Consider the following 17,698-nt stretch of genomic DNA (forward strand, 5'->3'; position numbering starts at 1 on the left):
AGTTCCAGCACTACGCTGATAAATAATCATTAAAGCAAGAGGAGGAAGATTATGGAAATGGACGAAGAATACATTGACAACGTCAAAAACCTCATAGAGCAAAAAGACGCTGAAAACGTCAAAGCGCTCCTGATAGACTTACATCCTGCGGACATTGCAGAACTGTGCAATGATCTGAGCCCGGAGGAAGCACGGTTCGTATACCGTTTGCTGGATAATGAAACCGCAGCAGACGTATTGATGGAAATGGATGAGGATGTCCGTAAGGAATTCCTTGAAATACTTCCTTCTGAAACCATTGCCAAGCGCTTCGTGGACTACATGGACACGGACGACGCCGTAGACCTGATGCGTGAGCTGGATGAAGAGAAACAGGAAGAAATTCTCTCGCACATTGAAGACATTGAACAGGCAGGAGACATCGTAGACTTGTTGAAGTACGATGAAGACACCGCCGGTGGTTTGATGGGTACGGAAATGGTAGTCGTGAATGAGAACTGGAGTATGCCGGAATGTCTGAAAGAGATGCGCCAGCAAGCTGAACAGTTGGATGAAATTTACTACGTCTACGTCATTGACGATGAAAACCGCCTGCAAGGGGTGTTCCCGCTGAAAAAGATGATTACCTCCCCTTCCGTATCAAAGGTGAAGCACGTGATGCGGAAAGACCCGATTTCTGTGCATGTCGACACATCCGTGGATGATGTGGTACAGATTATCGAAAAGTACGACTTAGTAGCTGTTCCCGTTATAGATAGTATCGGACGGTTAGTAGGACAAATCACCGTAGACGACGTCATGGACGAAGTGCGTGAACAATCGGAACGTGATTACCAGTTAGCATCCGGTTTGTCCCAGGATGTAGAAACGGACGATAACGTAATGCGTCAGACGAGTGCCCGCCTGCCATGGCTTATTATTGGTATGCTCGGTGGTATTGGTAACTCCATGATTTTAGGCAACTTCGATTCAACCTTTGCTGCCCATCCCGAAATGGCACTCTACATCCCACTGATCGGTGGTACGGGTGGGAACGTGGGAACCCAGTCTTCGGCTATCATCGTACAAGGCCTTGCCAACAACTCACTGGATGCCAAAGATATTTTCAAACAAGTCACAAAAGAGTCTGTAGTAGCCCTTATCAATGCTACTATTATTTCTCTATTAGTGTATATATATAATTTCGCCCGGTTCGGTGCAACCGCTACCGTCACCTATTCCGTTTCCATCAGTTTGTTTGCCGTAGTTATGTTTGCATCTATCTTCGGCACGCTGGTTCCTATGACTCTGGAAAAGTTGAAGGTAGACCCAGCCATCGCTACCGGTCCGTTTATTGCGATTACCAATGACATCATAGGCATGATGTTATATATGGGAATTACCGTACTTCTCTCCTAAAACAAGAAAAAAGAAAAAAAACTCAGGAAAAAAGTATGAAGTAATTGTTTTATTTCATTAATTTGTGACCTAATGTAACCCGAACGGGTAAAACCGTTTCTTAAAACGTATGTACAATGATGGACACTCATGACACTAATCTCCCCGAAAAGGCGGTAGAATTAGAAGAAGAAAAGAAAGCAGCCGAGGTTTCAGAGCCGGCTCTGACCGAAACTCCGGCTGAAGAAGCAACGCAGGAAGAAAAGCCGGTAGAAGCTATACAGAAGCTAAACAAGGAGGAAATCCTGGCTAAGCTTAAAGAGGTTTCCGCAGATGTGGAAAATGCCGGCAAACAGGAAATAGATGGTCTGAAACAGGCTTTCTATAAGCTGCATAATGCCGAACTGGAAGCAGCGAAGAAACTATTCATCGAAAACGGGGGAACAGCAGAGAATTTCATTCCGACAGCAGATGCTGTTGAAGAGGAATTCAAGAACATCATGTCCGTCATTAAAGAGAAGAGAGGTGCATTGTCAGCCGAACAGGAAAAACAGAAAGAGCTGAACCTGCAAATCAAACTTTCCATAATCGAGGAACTGAAAGAACTGGTAGAATCACCCGATGATGCCAACAAATCCTATACGGAATTCAAGAAGTTGCAACAACAGTGGAATGAAGTAAAACTGATTCCGCAAGCTAAAGTCAACGAACTATGGAAGAGCTACCAGCTCTATGTAGAGAAGTTCTATGACCTGCTGAAGCTGAACAATGAATTCCGCGAATATGATTTCAAGAAGAACCTGGAAATAAAAACGCACTTATGCGAAGCTGCCGAAAAACTGGCAGAAGAACCGGATGTAGTATCAGCATTCCATCAGTTACAGAAACTGCATCAGGAATTCCGTGATACGGGGCCTGTTGCCAAAGAACTGCGTGACGAGGTATGGAACCGCTTCAAAGCAGCTTCCACAGCCGTAAATCGTCGCCACCAGCAACACTTCGAAGCATTGAAAGAGGTGGAGCAACATAACCTCGATCAGAAAACGGTAATTTGTGAAATCATTGAAGCGATAGACTATAGTGAGCTGACCAACTTTGCAGCCTGGGATAATAAGACACAGGAAATCATTGCTTTGCAGAACAAATGGAAAACCATCGGTTTTGCACCGCAAAAGATGAATATAAAGATATTCGAACGTTTCCGTAAAGCATGTGACGAGTTCTTCCGCAAAAAAGGAGATTTCTTTAAATCCCTGAAAGAAGGTATGAACGTGAATCTGGATAAGAAACGTGCCCTTTGCGAAAAAGCCGAAGCTCTGAAAGACAGCACCGACTGGAAAGCAACTGCTGACGAGCTAACCAAACTGCAGAAAGAATGGAAAACGATCGGTCCGGTAGCAAAGAAATATTCCGATGCAATATGGAAGCGCTTCATTTCGGCTTGCGACTACTTCTTTGAGCAAAAAAACAAGGCAACTTCTTCTCAACGTTCCGTTGAAGTAGATAACCTGAACAAGAAGAAAGAAATCATCGAAAAGCTAGGTGCTATTGATGAGAATATGGATACGAATGAAGCCACACAGTTGGTACGCGAATTAATGAAGGAATGGAACAGCATCGGTCATGTGCCTTTCAAGGAAAAAGACCGCTTATACAAGCAATACCACGGACAAGTGGATAAGTTGTTCGACCATTTCAATATCAGCGCTGCCAATAAGAAACTGAGTAACTTCAAGTCTAATATCAGTAATATCCAGGAAGGTAGTCCGCAGTCGCTCTACCGTGAACGTGAGAAACTGGTACGTGCAGCAGATGCCATGAAGAACGAATTGCAGACATACGAGAATAATCTCGGTTTCCTGACGACTTCTTCCAAAAAAGGCAACAGCCTGCTGACGGAATTGAATCGCAAAGTAGAAAAATTGAAAGCAGATATTGAGTTGGTAAAACAGAAAATTAAAGTTATCGACGATTCTATTCGTAGCGCCGAATAATTGAGACCCACATACAAATAGAGGCTGTGTTAGCAATTAACGCAGCCTCTATTGTTTTATCTATATCCAGGTTCTATTAATGATGGAACAAACGGATACCAGTGAACGCCATAGCAATCCCATATTTATCACAGGTTTCAATTACATGGTCATCACGCACCGAACCACCTGCCTGGGCAATATACTCCACACCGGTTTTATGAGCACGCTCAATATTATCGCCAAATGGGAAAAAAGCATCTGAACCAAGGGATACTCCTCTCAGTGTATCCAGCCATTCACGTTTTTCTTCGCGGGTCAGCACTTCCGGCTTCTCTGTAAAGAACTGTTGCCAAACGCCATCAGCCAACACATCTTCATGGTCGTCACTGATATAAATATCAATCGTATTATCACGGTCGGCACGACGGATTTTCTCTACCCAAGGTAAGTTCAATACTTTCGGGTGTTGACGAAGATACCAAATATCGGCTTTATTTCCAGCCAGGCGGGTACAGTGGATACGGCTTTGCTGCCCTGCCCCGATACCGATTGCCTGCCCATCCTTCACATAACATACAGAGTTAGACTGCGTATACTTTAAAGTGATGAGAGCGATCATCAAATCACGCTTTGCAGCATCCGGAAAGCTCTTGTTTTGAGTAGGAATATTAGCAAACAGTTCATCGCCATTCAGTTTTATTTCATTACGGCCCTGTTCAAAAGTGATTCCAAACACATCTTTGCGCTCAATCGGAGCCGGTCTATAATTCGGATCGATCTTAATAACGTTATAAGTACCTTTACGCTTATTTTTCAGGATTTCGAGCGCCTCATCCGTATATCCCGGAGCAATAACACCGTCTGATACTTCCCGATTAATAAAACGGGCGGTTGCTGCATCACAAACATCACTTAAAGCGATGAAATCGCCATAAGACGACATACGGTCAGCACCACGGGCACGTACATATGCATTAGCCAACGGAGAAAGCGGCAGATCATCTGCGAAATAGATCTTTTTCATGATCTCATCCAATTCCAAGCCAATAGCTGCACCTGCAGGACTCACATGTTTAAATGAAGTTGCCGCCGGCATGCCGGTAGCTTCTTTCAGTTCTTTCACCAACTGCCATCCATTTAAGGCATCCATAAAATTAATATATCCCGGACGTCCATTCAGGACTTCAATAGGCAGTTCACCCTCCTGCATAAAAATGCGGGCCGGCTTCTGATTAGGGTTACAGCCGTACTTGAGTTCTAACTCTTTTGCCATAGTTTTAATTATTTGAATAGAATTGCCGCAAAATTACTAAATATAAAGCAAAATCAATCATTATAAATCCACAACAACGCGGATAAGCATGCAGTTGCTTCCTTTCATGGAAATTCCGTTTCCCCAAATGATAACTTTGTTAACCTCACACGGTAACTCCATTTACATGCCGGGGTAAAAGCCGTTACATACCGATGTAAAGCCCGTTACATGCTGGGGTAAAGGCCGTTACATACGGCAGTAAATGCTTTTACATCTTGCAGTAAATCATTGGTAAATGCTATCAATTGATTATCAACAAGCTAACAAAAAAATAGTCATTAGCAATCTTTACCTCATCCCCGTACTGGTCACTTCATTAGCATTCCCTAAGAGATTAGTTCCGCCAATGGGTTCATAATTATCGTTGTATGCAAAAAAATGCGACTCTGTTCTGAAAGTTTAGAGAATCAATACATTATAGTCTCTCTGAAAATCTTTATCTTTGCAAACCGTTTGAAAACAAAAGTGAATAATTAACGATACAATAACTTAAAAATAACCAGAATCAGATGAAGCAGGACATGATTGTTATCCTTGACTTGGGTAGTCATGAAAATACGGTATTGGCTCGCGCCATCCGTGCGTTAGGTGTATATAGTGAGATCTATCCTCATGATATAACCGTTGAAGAACTGAAGAAATTACCCAACGTAAAGGGTATTATTATTAATGGCGGACCGTGCAACATAGTAGACGGTGTTGCCATCGATGTAAATCCGTCCATCTACGAGGCAGGAATCCCTGTGATAGCTGCCGGTCACGACAAAGCAACTTGTGCAGTGAAACTGCCACAGTTCACGGATGATATCGAAGCCATCAAAGCAGCGGTTAAGCCTTTCGTTTTCGAAACGTGCAAGGCCGAAGCTAATTGGAATATGACCAACTTTGTGAACGACCAGGTTGAATTGGTACGTCGTCAGGTAGGCAACAGAAAAGTGTTGCTGGCTCTTTCCGGCGGTGTCGATAGTTCTGTAGTGGCAGCCCTGTTACTGAAAGCAATTGGTGACAACCTGGTATGCGTACATGTAAATCATGGTCTGATGCGTAAAGGTGAATCCGAAGATGTAGTAGAAATGTTCGGTAATCAACTGAAAGCAAACCTCATTTATGTAGACGCTACCGAGCGTTTCCTTACTAAACTGGAAGGTGTGGAAGATCCCGAACAGAAACGTAAAATTATCGGCGGAGAGTTTATCCGCGTATTCGAAGAGGAAGCGCGCAAACTGGACGGAATCGACTTCTTAGGTCAGGGAACTATCTACCCCGACATCGTGGAAAGCGGAACAAAAACAGCCAAGATGGTGAAATCTCACCACAATGTAGGCGGTCTGCCGGAGGATCTTCAGTTCGAACTTGTAGAACCACTTCGCCAACTTTTCAAAGACGAAGTACGTGCTTGTGGAGTCGAACTGGGCTTGCCTTATGAAATGGTTTATCGTCAACCGTTCCCCGGCCCCGGTCTGGGTGTTCGTTGCCTGGGTGCTATCACACGCGATCGTCTGGAAGCTGTACGCGAGGCTGATGCTATCCTTCGTGAAGAGTTCAGAATTGCCGGATTAGATAAGAAAGTATGGCAATATTTTACCGTGGTACCTGACTTCAAGTCAGTTGGTGTACGCGACAATGCCCGTTCCTTCGAATGGCCGGTTATCATCCGTGCTGTCAATACAATTGATGCAATGACCGCTACTATCGAACCGGTGGAATGGCCTATCCTGATGAAAATTACAGATCGTATCCTGAAAGAAGTAAAACATGTGAATCGTGTTTGCTATGATATGTCTCCGAAACCCAACGCTACCATAGAGTGGGAATAAAAAAACTTTTTAGATGATAAATTGATAGCCTCAGCTTCTTGTAAGTTGGGGCTATTTTTATATTTAGAGGAGAGAAATAAGAAAAGCTGTGAACTTATTATATTCACAGCTTTTCTTGAATGGTTGGGCTACCTGGATTCGAACCAGGAATGACAGGACCAGAATCTGTAGTGTTACCATTACACCATAGCCCAATAACAGGTCGTTCCCGTTTTGCGGTTGCAAAGATACAAAGAATTTGATAATCCAAAACAATTTCGCGTATTTTTTTATCTAAATTCTGCTAAGATGCCGTATGCCAAAGAAATATATACCTAAAAAAAATCAAAAATTAAAAGACTTTTCCTCTTTTAGGTGTTTCATACAAGAATTCAGCGTATATTTGTCAACTGTTTAATTTTAATAATAAGTAATGAACGAAACAAAGAAACTCATTCAACAAATAACCGAAGGTATACAAGATAAAAAAGGAAAAAATATAGTTATAGCAGATCTTTCTAAAATTGGCGATACTATCTGCAATTATCTCGTCATTTGCCAAGGAAACTCCCCAAGCCAGGTGACCGCCATTGTAGAATCCGTAAGGGAATTTACACGCAAAGGTGCCAACAGTAAACCATTTGCGATAGACGGATTGCGCAATGCCGAATGGGTAGCAATGGACTATTCGGACATACTGGTTCACGTTTTTCTGCCCGAAACGAGAGACTTCTACAACCTGGAGCATCTCTGGGCCGACGCCAAATTAACCAAAATACCTGATATTGATTAATAAGCCCTATGGACAATAATAATAACGCTAACAAAAAGCCCAATAAGGTTAATATGCCCAAGTTCAACCTGAACTGGTTGTATATGATCATAGCCATGATGCTTCTGGGCTTGTACCTGACCAACGAGAATAGTACAGGTACGAAAAACATATCTTATGACGAATTCCAGCAATATGTACGCAACGGCTATATGAGTAAAATCATCGGTTACGATGATAACTCGGTAGAAGCGTACATTAAGCCGCAATATGTAAAGAATGTATTCCAGGCAGACTCCAGCCGGGTAGGTAAGAATCCGATGATTACTACCGAAGCCCCCTCTCGTGAGAGTCTGGGAGACTTTCTGCAAAAGGAAAGAGACGAACAGCATTTCGACGGTTCCATCAATTACGAAAAGAAGCGGAACTACTTCGGCGTAGTGCTGTGGCAGATTCTGCCTATTGCTTTCCTAATTGGTTTCTGGATTTTCATGTCACGCCGCCTGAGCGGTGGTGGCGGTGGCGGCGGTGGCGGCATATTCAATGTCGGTAAGTCACGCGCCCAACTGTTTGAAAAAGGAACTCCTGTTAAAGTTACTTTCAAGGATGTAGCAGGACTTGCCGAAGCCAAACAAGAGGTGGAAGAAATTGTAGAGTTCCTGAAAGAACCGCAGAAATATACAGACCTGGGTGGTAAGATTCCTAAAGGTGCACTGCTTGTAGGCCCTCCGGGAACAGGTAAAACCCTGCTTGCCAAAGCTGTGGCAGGTGAAGCCAATGTACCGTTCTTCTCACTGGCCGGCTCCGACTTCGTAGAAATGTTTGTCGGTGTAGGTGCATCCCGTGTGCGCGACTTGTTCCGTCAGGCAAAGGAAAAAGCACCCTGTATCGTGTTTATCGATGAAATTGACGCCGTAGGACGTGCCCGTGCCAAAGCTGCCGCAATGGGTGGTAACGACGAACGCGAAAACACTTTGAACCAGTTATTAACTGAAATGGACGGTTTCGGCTCCAACAGTGGTGTAATCATCCTGGCTGCTACCAACCGTGTAGATGTACTGGACAAGGCTTTATTGCGTGCCGGACGTTTTGACCGTCAGATACATGTAGACCTCCCCGACCTCAACGAACGTAAAGAAGTATTCGGTGTACACTTGCGTCCTATCAAAATAGACAATACGGTAGACGTAGACTTGTTGGCACGCCAGACTCCGGGCTTCTCCGGTGCTGATATCGCCAATGTCTGCAACGAAGCAGCACTTATCGCTGCCCGTCATGGCAAAAAATTCGTAGGTAAGCAAGATTTCCTCGATGCCGTAGACCGTATCGTAGGTGGTTTGGAAAAGAAAACGAAAATTACCACTGAGGCAGAACGCCGTTCCATTGCTATCCATGAGGCGGGACATGCTTCCATCTCCTGGTTATTGGAATATGCCAACCCACTGATCAAGGTGACCATCGTTCCGCGTGGCCGTGCACTGGGTGCCGCCTGGTATCTGCCCGAAGAGCGCCAGATCACTACCAAAGAGCAAATGCTCGACGAAATGTGTGCCACACTGGGTGGTCGTGCTGCCGAGGACTTATTCCTGGGACGTATCTCAACCGGTGCCATGAACGACTTGGAACGCGTAACGAAGCAGGCTTTCGGCATGATTGCCTACCTCGGTATGAGCGAGAAACTGCCTAATCTTTGTTATTACAATAACGAAGAATATTCTTTCAATCGTCCGTACAGTGAAAAGACTGCCGAACTGATTGACGAGGAAGTTAAGAACATGGTGAATGAACAGTACGAGCGTGCCAAAAAGATACTCTCCGATCATAAAGACGGACACCAGAGACTTTCACAGTTACTGATAGACAGAGAAGTGATCTTCGCAGAGGATGTGGAAGAGATCTTTGGAAAACGTCCTTGGGCTTCCCGTTCAGAGGAGATCAGTGCCAATAAGATATCAGAAGACCTGAAGAAAGCCGAAGAAGCAGCTGCAAAAGAAGCTGCGAAGAGCGAAAAAGAAGTAAAAGCGGAAGAGGAAAACAATGTTGAAAGCGGAAATGAAACCGGTAATACCAAGATTTCCGCAGAAGGAACCAAAGTTTCTGTAGAGCGACCCGGACCCGCAAAAGAATAAAGAACTTAAAAACGGAATTACCGTGAAAAGCAATTTCTTACAACGCGCCATCACAGGTGTGTTATTCGTAGTAGTATTGGTGGGCTGTATCCTATACAGCCCCCTTTCATTCGGTATCCTGTTCACCATTATCGGTGCACTGAGCGTACACGAATTTGGGCACTTGATAAACCAAAGCGGTGAAGTACAAATCAATAAGACGATCACCGCCCTCGGAGGTGCTTATCTCTTCCTGGCCGTAATGGGGTTCTGCCAGTCAACCATCGGAGCGCAGGTATTCCTGCCTTATCTGGCTTTACTGCTTTACCTGATGATTACGGAACTCTATCTAAAAAAGAAGAATCCTATCGGCAATTGGGCCTTTTCTATGCTGAGCCAGTTATATGTGGCACTGCCGTTTGCATTACTCAATGTATTAGCTTTCCAGTATAGCCCTACAGAAAGCAGTGTGACCTATAACCCTATCCTGCCGCTTTCCATCTTCGTATTTATATGGCTGAGCGATACAGGTGCTTACTGTGTAGGTTCCCTGATTGGCAAGCATCGCTTGTTCGAGCGTATTTCCCCTAAGAAATCCTGGGAAGGAAGCATCGGTGGCGGTGTGTTCTCTATAGCTTCTTCATTTGTATTTGCACACTACTTCCCATTCATGCCTGTTTGGCAATGGGCAGGACTGGCATTGATCGTTGTTATATTCGGCACATGGGGAGACCTGACAGAATCACTGATGAAACGCCAGTTAGGTATTAAAGACTCGGGACATATCCTGCCCGGACACGGAGGAATGCTCGACCGCTTCGACAGCGCTTTACTGGCAATCCCCGCGGCAGTGGTCTACCTCTATGTATTGACCTTGTTATAAAATAAAAAAAGCCGGAGGAATTCACATTCACCCGGCTTCACACAAAACACTTTACTCTACTTCAATTGCATCTTTGAGAAATCTAAGTTCGAAGCTTCTTCAGCATTATTTGATTGTTTTTCAAATACTATTTCTATTTCTTTGTTCACTTCCGAATTAAGTTTCAGCTTGATACCCTTCATCTCAGAAGTCAATACTTCTTTCAGATTGAAAGATACTAATCCGGCAGCACGGCGTCCACTTACATCACCGTAATTATTATAGCGAAGTTCGAGATGGAGATATCCGTCATCTTCACTCACAGCATCTGCTGTAGCTTCAGCAGGTTGCACCAGACTGATACGATGTTTCGTATCCGGATCCTTCGGCAAGTTCTGCATAAAAACAATATTCATATAACCACCACTGACCGTCAGATCTCCTTTATAAATCAGTACCGGATCATTACCATACTCTTCCTCGTTCTCAGCAGTCAACGGTTCCACTACTTTCGTCAGGGCATGCTCTAGACGTAATATCTTCACAGCATGATCATATCCTTCATAATTATCATAAATAGGATTGAACACCGTAACCACACGTTGCCCGTCTACCGGCTGATACCAACCCATATCCGTATTGATAGGCCAAAGTGTTCCCCAAGTATCACTCTCCATATAGAAAGTATTCCCCTTTACACGTATAGTAGCCCAGTTCGGATAAGAAAAGTCCCCGATTGAGTATCCGCTGTCGAGATCATCGCATGACTGCAAGGCAGGTAGCACCGCCAGACACATCATCATAAATAACCAATGTAATTTCTTCATAATTAAAGTCCTCTTGTTTGTTACCGTAATAATTATTAGTTCATATCGCATGTTCTGACTATAAAATACGAAAGCCGGGCTATTACTGCACCGGCTTTATCTCTTTTAACAATTTTATAGTCTTTTGAAACCCAAGAGGTTTCATTATGTAAGAAGAATCACTTTCGTAGCAAACGGACCATCTCTTGTGCCGCCCGCTTCGGAGCACCTGCATCACCCAGGCGTGCCGCCATGTATTCATATCCATCAAGCATTCGCTGCCGATAATCTTTATCATATAGAATACGTTCCAGTTCGGCACGTGCTTGTTCAACTGTCATTGTATCAGCTACCAGCTCCTTCACTACTTCACGGTTCGCAATCAGATTTACCAGCGAAATGTACTTCACCGTCAGTATATGGCGGCGCAGGAAAGAGACGACTTTTCCTATCGGCGTATGATAACAGACAGCTTGCGGCACCCGGAATAAAGCGGCCTCCAATGTAGCAGTCCCCGAAGTCACTAACGCCGCCTCAGCTTGTTGTAGCAGGCGGTAGGTCTGACCGAAAAGGATCTTCACCTTCGCATCACCTATATATTCGTGATAATAATCGGGAGAAATACCGGGTGCACCAGCCAAAACCAACTGGTATTCCGGGAAAGCAGAAGCTGCCCGAAGCATATCGGGCAGATTATCCTTTATTTCCTGCTTCCGGCTACCTGCCAGCAAAGCAATGATTGGCTTAGAATCCAAGTTGTTTTCACGAACAAAGCCGTCAAAGGTTTCAGGGTACTCTGCACGGAAGAGGGTCACCTCATCTACCGTAGGATTACCTACATAATGTATCGGGTAGTGATGTTTGTCTTCAAAGAATTCCACCTCGAACGGTAGAATAGAAAATAATTCATCCACATCCCGTTTGATATTCTTGATACGGTATTCCTTCCAAGCCCATATCTTCGGAGAGATATAGTAATAGACAGGGATATGTGTCTTCGCCCGCAAGAACTTGGCTATACTCAGGTTGAAACCGGGGTAATCCACCAATATCACCACATCGGGCTGCCAAGCAACGATATCTTCCTTGCATCGCTTCATATTGGCAAAGATGGTACGCAGGTGCAACAACACAGGGATAAATCCCATATATGCCAACTCCTTATAATGCTTCACCATCGTTCCGCCAACCGCAGCCATCAGGTCTCCCCCGAAGAAGCGGAATTCCGCTTGTGGGTCTTCTACCTTCAAAGCAGCCATCAGGTGAGACGCGTGCAGGTCACCGGAAGCTTCACCGACAATCAAGTAATACTTCATAAAATTAAAATTTTATGAAGTTGAGAGTTGAGAGTTGAGAATTGAGAGTTACTATGCAGCGTCATAATACAACTAACTCTCAATTCTCAACTCTCAATTCTCAACTTCTCTAAAACCAAGATTGTAACTCATCAATAAGATTGTAAGCCGTAACATCCACCGTAGTCGGAGTGATGGCTACATAGCCGTTATCGAGTGCCCAATGGTCGTTCTTCTCATTATCGGGGTCCGTATTCTGGAATTCACCGGTCAACCAATAATAATGAGTATCGCCACGATGTGCAAAGTTTTCCCATTCATTCGTCCATTGTCCTTTGGATTGCTCACATACTTTGACACCTTTCAGCTCTTTTACATTAGGGAAGTTCACATTGAGACAAGTCAACGGTGGCAGTCCTTTTTCCAGAACCTGACGGGCAATCTCACGGATATAAGGGCCCGAAGGTTCAAAATCAGGGTTCGGATCGTGACAGCAAAGAGAGTAACCAATAGAGGGAACTCCTTTGAGGCAACCTTCAATTACCACTCCCATCGTACCGGAATAGTGTACATTCACGGCAGAATTATCTCCATGATTGATACCGCCGACTACCAAATCCGGTTTACGGTCGAGCACTGTATGGAAAGCAAGCTTCACACAGTCTACCGGAGAGCCGGAACATTTGTAAATCGTAAGTCCTACGTCTTTACGTACCAACTGATAATGAATAGGTTCAGTCACTGTCAGCGCACTTGCATTGCCCGAACGCGGTGCATCCGGCGCCATTACTACGATTTCTCCCAACGGACGGAGAAACTTTATCAACTCACTAATACCTTTCGCAATGACTCCATCGTCATTGGATATTAATATCAAAGGTCTCTGATTTTCCATATTTATCCTAATTTTCAGTGCAAAAATAGCAAAAGAGAACCGGATATCAAGCTTTGAAGACTTAATATATTAAACAGGAGTAAAGAAGAGATGAAGGAAAGAATGAGGATTAGTGATGTCCATCATCTCCTCCCGTTGTACTCAACACTATGTTGCGTGCAACATGAGCTTCATTTCCGGCAGCATCCGTACAATAAACCATCAGATGATAATCTCCCGGAGTAGCATTAGCGGGTATCACGATATCATGGTGATGAATATGCGCCGTTCTTTGTTCCGACACATCATACGACCTGTTAAAAGTGAAATCCACGGTAGTCCCCGTAACCCGGGTATCATGCGAATGATGATCGAAATTATTATGAATCTCTATCTTATACGATTTTAGCATAACATCATCCGATAGCTCCATCTCAAAATGCACACCGTGCTCACTACCTATTGCCAGCACCTGACCTTCGGTGGGTGAATTAAGATCAATTACCGGCTTTGTAGTATCACTAAGCGGATTATCACTATCACTACAAGCCGTAAACAACGACATAACCATCACTAAAAGGGAAAGAATCATCGGAAAATAAAATTTTGTTTTCATTTGAATCGTTTTTTAAAAGGTACTTTAATTAATAATTGAAAGTTTCGTCCCGGTTCAGGGATCTCCACTTTGCGGTAAAAACTGAGATGATTGTAATAACGCGTATTGAATATGTTCCGGACGGCCAGAGTGACCTCCACCTTATTTCCGGCAACAGGTAAATCAAGAGAGCCACCTATATGGAAAAGGTTCGCACCCGGAGTACGATCTTCGTTACGGTCCACCCGATTTTGACGGGCTATGTTTTGCCATTCGGCATACAGCATATAACGTTTCTTCTGCCAGGTCAGCGTATTGTGCAAAGTGGCAGGCGGAGAAAAGCTCAAAGGAATATGTTCATCACAATTATAGGTATAGACATACTCACCGGATATGCGATAACTGAAAGCAGAAGAAATACGAACCTCTGCACCTGCCTCTGCTCCTGCAAACAACGCCTCCGTCTGTGTATATCGATAAATCTGTCCTGTATGGGGTAATACGGACCATTCCCCCGTAGGGCGTAGAAAGATATAATTGCTGAACCAATTGACGAACGGAGAAACATACAGGGATAATCGTCCGTACTTCAACTGATAAGAAACATCCATTTGCCAGCCTTGCTCGGAAGAAAGTGTGGCGTCCCCTTGTTCGTGGCGGAATGTGCCATGATGTACCCCATTCGAAGCCAGTTCATTCGCACCCGGCAGACGGAAGCTCCGCCCAACGTTTACCTTCAGCTGATGCCGTACAGAAGGTGTCCACACCACTCCCAGTGACAGAGAATAGTCTCCGAAGTTTCTGTTTACACGACGGCTGTTCCAGCGATAGGATTCCACCTGCTCATCACTATATCCCTGCTCCTGCAGGTAAGTTGCCAGATACGGATCATCGTGAGCGAAAACACGCATACGCCCATAATCATACCGTATGCCTCCACTAACAGCAAGTACATTGTGCGGACGATACGTTGTAAGCCAGGATACCCCGGTAGTGAAACGCTCATATTCCGGCAGCAGAAAAGAATAGCCTGAAATTGTGTTTCTTTGAAACTGAGAATCCCATCCCATCCGATGTTCCCAGGAAGAAGAACCGATAAGCCGCCCTTTCGCAGAAAAGCTGAAAGTATTCAGATTAAACCCCAGTTCCTTATCCGGATTTGTTTCCGGCAAAGGCTGGCTGCCGTAATGGGTATGGAATGCACTCCATTCTTCACGATGATTATTCTGATACCCCATATCACCCGACAGGATAAACTTCTCCCAGGCATATTGCTGATGAGTAGTCACTTTCAGATGGTTCACTTTACTATAGGGAAGCTCTATGTTCCGGCTATCACCGTCATCTTCCAGACGCGACACATCGGGAATTCCATGTGCACCGGGAAAGAAACCTGTCTTCTGAAATACATTGGACACGGCATAATTCGACTTATACCCTTTCTTTTGGTATTGGGTAAAGAAATTGATATTACGCTCCCACCCTGCCGTATTCTTCAGCCGACGACCATGGACCGGCATCTTCTGAGTCAGGTAGATTATCGTATCCGCCGGGATACGGTAATCCCCGAATCGCTGTTCGGAATAACGCAGCTTCGTATACCAGGCATTCTTTTTGATGCCCAACATCAGCGAAGCGCCGAAAGTCTCGTTGACAGACTTTCCCAGAAGCGTTACATCACCAAACAGCATATTCTCTGCCGGAACCTGTACGGGAGCAATGTCAATCACTCCGCCCATGGCATCGCTGCCATAAAGCAACGAAGCAGGGCCTTTCATCACATTCACGGCATCTACATTGAAAGCATCGAGTTCCAGACCATGATCTGCTCCCCACTGCTGCCCTTCTTGTTTGATACCATTCTCCAATACGGCAACCCGGTTGAAGCCCATTCCACGGATCATCGGTTTAGAAAATCCCGAACCGATATCCATAGCTTGCACGCCCGGAATATTCTCCATCGCCTGCATAAAGTTACCTGTAAAATGTTTCCGCAAGAAATCCCGGTCAGCCACTTCAAGGGTAAGTGCAGTCTTCTTATTCTGAAGTTGTTGGTAAGTTTCCGCCACCACTACTTCAGGCAAAGCTACATTACGGACTGAATCGGATTCTTGCGCATGGGCGGAAAGAGCTGTACACAACACCCCTAACACGCCCGGAATAATTCCTATACGCATTGATTACAATCTTTTAGAATAAAACAATGAGAGGCAGGCTGTCAAGAAAGCCCGTCTCCACACGAGAACCACTATGTAATCAAGCTGTGGGAGGTGCGCGCAGGTGATGTGAATAAGACAGTGCATAAACTATCTCATCCTGGTGAACAACCTGCTCAAAAGGTATGGGCGTTAAGATACAATGGAAGTCAACAAATTGCGCTTCCGTGAAAAGGGAAAGAGAGAAGTGACAAATAGCACAATCATCGGGCGAATGACGCGGATGATCGGCATGAGAACAAGAAGCAGCATGTTCTTCCTCGTGATGGTGAAAGGCTTTCACCACGAAGAACGGCATAAGTGCCATCATCAGCACCCACGCTATAACTACCCTCTTCTTCTTACTGTTATTCACTTCTTATTGCAAATAGTTGAATTGGGCACGAAGATATGTATCTCAAACAGAAAACACAAATTCCGGTACTTAATATGTGTTATGGCACCGGATTTTACTTATATATAGGTATATGGGTTCATTATCTATAGGGTTTTGAGGGAAAGTTGACGAGTTAACAAGTTGACAAGGGGACAAGGTTCCATGCGGCACAGAAGCATTGCGCAGCCCCTTGTTCCCTTGTCAACTCGTCAACTGGTTTCCTTCCTTTCTTTTTCGTCTTGATTCAAACAAAGCCTCTCTATCTCATCTATTATAAACTCTTGCCTACGTTTTCAACCCAGAGAAGATTGGTTTACAAATCTTAATCTTCTGCAAGCGAGACAAAAAAGGTGTTTCATTTCAAGATAATTACGTATATTTGCGAGCTAAACAAGAGAACGAAAAGCGCCGAAACGAGTCGGAATGAAATAAAACGACCCGGAGTTATTAACAAAAAGGGCGACTTATCAACAGATTTTGCAATCTTTCTCTTTTTTAGTAGGTGCAATACGGAATTATCACTTATTTCGCTGCCAATAAACACTAAGATTATGGGAAAAATTATTGCTTTGGCAAATCAAAAAGGCGGTGTAGGGAAGACTACGACTACGATTAATCTCGCAGCTTCACTCGCTACCCTGGAAAAGAAAGTGCTCGTTGTGGACGCAGACCCGCAGGCAAATGCCTCTTCCGGTTTGGGTGTCGACATCAAGCAGGCGGAATGCACTATATACGAATGCATTATCGACCGGGCCGATGTTCGCGAAGCTATCCATGACACGGAGATTGAGACACTGAAAGTGATATCCTCACACATAAACTTGGTGGGCGCCGAGATAGAAATGCTCAATCTGAAAAACAGGGAAAAGATACTGAAAGAAGTACTTGCCCCATTGAAGGAAGAGTTTGATTATATCTTGATAGACTGCTCGCCCTCTTTGGGACTGATTACCATCAATGCACTGACGGCAGCCGACTCCGTGATTATCCCCGTACAAGCGGAATACTTTGCACTGGAAGGTATCAGCAAATTATTGAATACCATCAAAATTATCAAGTCTAAACTGAATCCGGCACTTGAAATTGAAGGTTTCCTACTGACTATGTACGACTCGCGTCTGCGCCAAGCCAACCAGATTTACGACGAAGTGAAACGCCACTTCCAGGAACTGGTGTTCGACACTGTCGTTCAACGTAACGTCAAGCTGAGTGAAGCTCCCAGCTACGGTCTGCCTACCATCTTATATGATGCAGACTCTACAGGAGCCAAGAATCATATGGCACTTGCCAAAGAACTGATCAGCCGTAATAATTAATTCAAAACGAAGAA

14 protein-coding genes and 1 tRNA gene are annotated in these 17,698 nt (G+C 44.4%); 7 read left to right on the forward strand and 8 right to left on the reverse strand.

From position 1 onward, the window contains the following. Positions 1-57 precede the first annotated feature (57 nt). On the forward strand, positions 58-1,398 hold the full coding sequence (gene mgtE, locus DWW10_RS19725; protein WP_085930054.1) for a magnesium transporter: 1,341 nt from the start codon (positions 58-60) through the stop codon (positions 1,396-1,398). Positions 1,399-1,514: 116 nt separating this feature from the next. Beyond that, positions 1,515-3,371 (forward strand): DUF349 domain-containing protein, encoded by a 1,857-nt coding sequence (locus tag DWW10_RS19730; protein WP_022392708.1) that lies wholly within the window; start codon positions 1,515-1,517, stop codon positions 3,369-3,371. A 76-nt stretch (positions 3,372-3,447) separates the two neighbouring features. Here DWW10_RS19730 and DWW10_RS19735 read toward each other — a convergent pair whose 3' ends face one another. Continuing rightward, positions 3,448-4,626, reverse strand: a complete 1,179-nt coding sequence (locus DWW10_RS19735; protein WP_022392709.1) for a phosphoribosylaminoimidazolecarboxamide formyltransferase — start codon at positions 4,624-4,626, stop codon at positions 3,448-3,450. Positions 4,627-5,177: 551 nt separating this feature from the next. Between DWW10_RS19735 and guaA the strand changes: the two genes are divergently transcribed. Beyond that, complete coding sequence (gene guaA / locus DWW10_RS19740) at positions 5,178-6,485, forward strand: glutamine-hydrolyzing GMP synthase (RefSeq protein WP_022392710.1); 1,308 nt, start codon at positions 5,178-5,180, stop codon at positions 6,483-6,485. 120 nt (positions 6,486-6,605) lie between these two features. On the opposite strand, the gene DWW10_RS19745 is transcribed toward guaA, so the two are convergent. Continuing rightward, positions 6,606-6,679, reverse strand: a tRNA-Gln gene (locus DWW10_RS19745). 218 nt (positions 6,680-6,897) lie between these two features. Between DWW10_RS19745 and rsfS the strand changes: the two genes are divergently transcribed. The 3 genes from rsfS to DWW10_RS19760 are packed head-to-tail and all read left to right on the forward strand — an operon-like array spanning position 6,898 to position 10,227. Further along, positions 6,898-7,257, forward strand: a complete 360-nt coding sequence (gene rsfS / locus DWW10_RS19750) for a ribosome silencing factor (protein WP_022392711.1) — start codon at positions 6,898-6,900, stop codon at positions 7,255-7,257. Between the two features lie 8 nt (positions 7,258-7,265). Then, positions 7,266-9,365, forward strand: a complete 2,100-nt coding sequence (gene ftsH / locus DWW10_RS19755) for an ATP-dependent zinc metalloprotease FtsH (RefSeq protein WP_022392712.1) — start codon at positions 7,266-7,268, stop codon at positions 9,363-9,365. Positions 9,366-9,387: 22 nt separating this feature from the next. Then, positions 9,388-10,227, forward strand: coding sequence for a phosphatidate cytidylyltransferase (locus tag DWW10_RS19760; protein ID WP_022392713.1), 840 nt, complete (start codon positions 9,388-9,390; stop codon positions 10,225-10,227). Positions 10,228-10,283: 56 nt separating this feature from the next. On the opposite strand, the gene DWW10_RS19765 is transcribed toward DWW10_RS19760, so the two are convergent. The 6 genes from DWW10_RS19765 to DWW10_RS19790 all read right to left on the reverse strand — a co-directional run bounded on the left by DWW10_RS19765 (position 10,284) and on the right by DWW10_RS19790 (position 16,302). Continuing rightward, positions 10,284-11,033 (reverse strand): NigD1/NigD2 family lipoprotein, encoded by a 750-nt coding sequence (locus tag DWW10_RS19765; protein WP_022392714.1) that lies wholly within the window; start codon positions 11,031-11,033, stop codon positions 10,284-10,286. A 158-nt stretch (positions 11,034-11,191) separates the two neighbouring features. Continuing rightward, a complete protein-coding gene (lpxB, locus tag DWW10_RS19770; RefSeq protein ID WP_022392715.1) occupies positions 11,192-12,328 on the reverse strand; it encodes a lipid-A-disaccharide synthase in 1,137 nt (378 codons plus the stop codon). Between the two features lie 109 nt (positions 12,329-12,437). Continuing rightward, the gene (gene surE / locus DWW10_RS19775) at positions 12,438-13,202 is read right to left on the reverse strand and encodes a 5'/3'-nucleotidase SurE (RefSeq protein ID WP_007667080.1); all 765 of its coding nucleotides are present in this window, start codon (positions 13,200-13,202) and stop codon (positions 12,438-12,440) included. A gap of 109 nt (positions 13,203-13,311) precedes the next feature. Then, positions 13,312-13,797, reverse strand: a complete 486-nt coding sequence (locus tag DWW10_RS19780; protein WP_022392716.1) for a DUF4625 domain-containing protein — start codon at positions 13,795-13,797, stop codon at positions 13,312-13,314. Then, positions 13,794-15,953, reverse strand: coding sequence for a TonB-dependent receptor (locus DWW10_RS19785; protein WP_118421878.1), 2,160 nt, complete (start codon positions 15,951-15,953; stop codon positions 13,794-13,796). The genes DWW10_RS19780 and DWW10_RS19785 overlap by 4 nt, the downstream gene beginning before the upstream one ends. Before the next feature lie 79 nt (positions 15,954-16,032). Next, entirely contained in the window at positions 16,033-16,302 is a 270-nt protein-coding gene (locus DWW10_RS19790) for a hypothetical protein (RefSeq protein WP_259320509.1), read from the reverse strand. 617 nt (positions 16,303-16,919) lie between these two features. Between DWW10_RS19790 and DWW10_RS19795 the strand changes: the two genes are divergently transcribed. Beyond that, on the forward strand, positions 16,920-17,684 hold the full coding sequence (locus DWW10_RS19795; RefSeq protein ID WP_022392719.1) for a ParA family protein: 765 nt from the start codon (positions 16,920-16,922) through the stop codon (positions 17,682-17,684). The last annotated feature ends 14 nt before the right edge of the window (positions 17,685-17,698 follow it).

The organism is Bacteroides intestinalis (genome assembly GCF_003464595.1).
In the GTDB taxonomy this organism is placed as follows: Bacteria; Bacteroidota; Bacteroidia; order Bacteroidales; family Bacteroidaceae; genus Bacteroides; species Bacteroides intestinalis_A.

Bases quoted from the DNA above. Each gene is read 5' to 3' on its own strand.
- DWW10_RS19795 (WP_022392719.1), top strand. From the start codon at position 16,920: ATGGGAAAAATTATTGCTTTGGCAAATCAAAAAGGCGGTGTAGGGAAG.
- ftsH (WP_022392712.1), top strand. From the start codon at position 7,266: ATGGACAATAATAATAACGCTAACAAAAAGCCCAATAAGGTTAATATG.
- DWW10_RS19780 (WP_022392716.1), bottom strand. From the start codon at position 13,797: ATGAAAACAAAATTTTATTTTCCGATGATTCTTTCCCTTTTAGTGATG.
- guaA (WP_022392710.1), top strand. From the start codon at position 5,178: ATGAAGCAGGACATGATTGTTATCCTTGACTTGGGTAGTCATGAAAAT.
- DWW10_RS19765 (WP_022392714.1), bottom strand. From the start codon at position 11,033: ATGAAGAAATTACATTGGTTATTTATGATGATGTGTCTGGCGGTGCTA.
- DWW10_RS19735 (WP_022392709.1), bottom strand. From the start codon at position 4,626: ATGGCAAAAGAGTTAGAACTCAAGTACGGCTGTAACCCTAATCAGAAG.
- surE (WP_007667080.1), bottom strand. From the start codon at position 13,202: ATGGAAAATCAGAGACCTTTGATATTAATATCCAATGACGATGGAGTC.
- mgtE (WP_085930054.1), top strand. From the start codon at position 58: ATGGACGAAGAATACATTGACAACGTCAAAAACCTCATAGAGCAAAAA.
- DWW10_RS19730 (WP_022392708.1), top strand. From the start codon at position 1,515: ATGATGGACACTCATGACACTAATCTCCCCGAAAAGGCGGTAGAATTA.
- rsfS (WP_022392711.1), top strand. From the start codon at position 6,898: ATGAACGAAACAAAGAAACTCATTCAACAAATAACCGAAGGTATACAA.
- lpxB (WP_022392715.1), bottom strand. From the start codon at position 12,328: ATGAAGTATTACTTGATTGTCGGTGAAGCTTCCGGTGACCTGCACGCG.
- DWW10_RS19790 (WP_259320509.1), bottom strand. From the start codon at position 16,302: ATGATGGCACTTATGCCGTTCTTCGTGGTGAAAGCCTTTCACCATCAC.
- DWW10_RS19785 (WP_118421878.1), bottom strand. From the start codon at position 15,953: ATGCGTATAGGAATTATTCCGGGCGTGTTAGGGGTGTTGTGTACAGCT.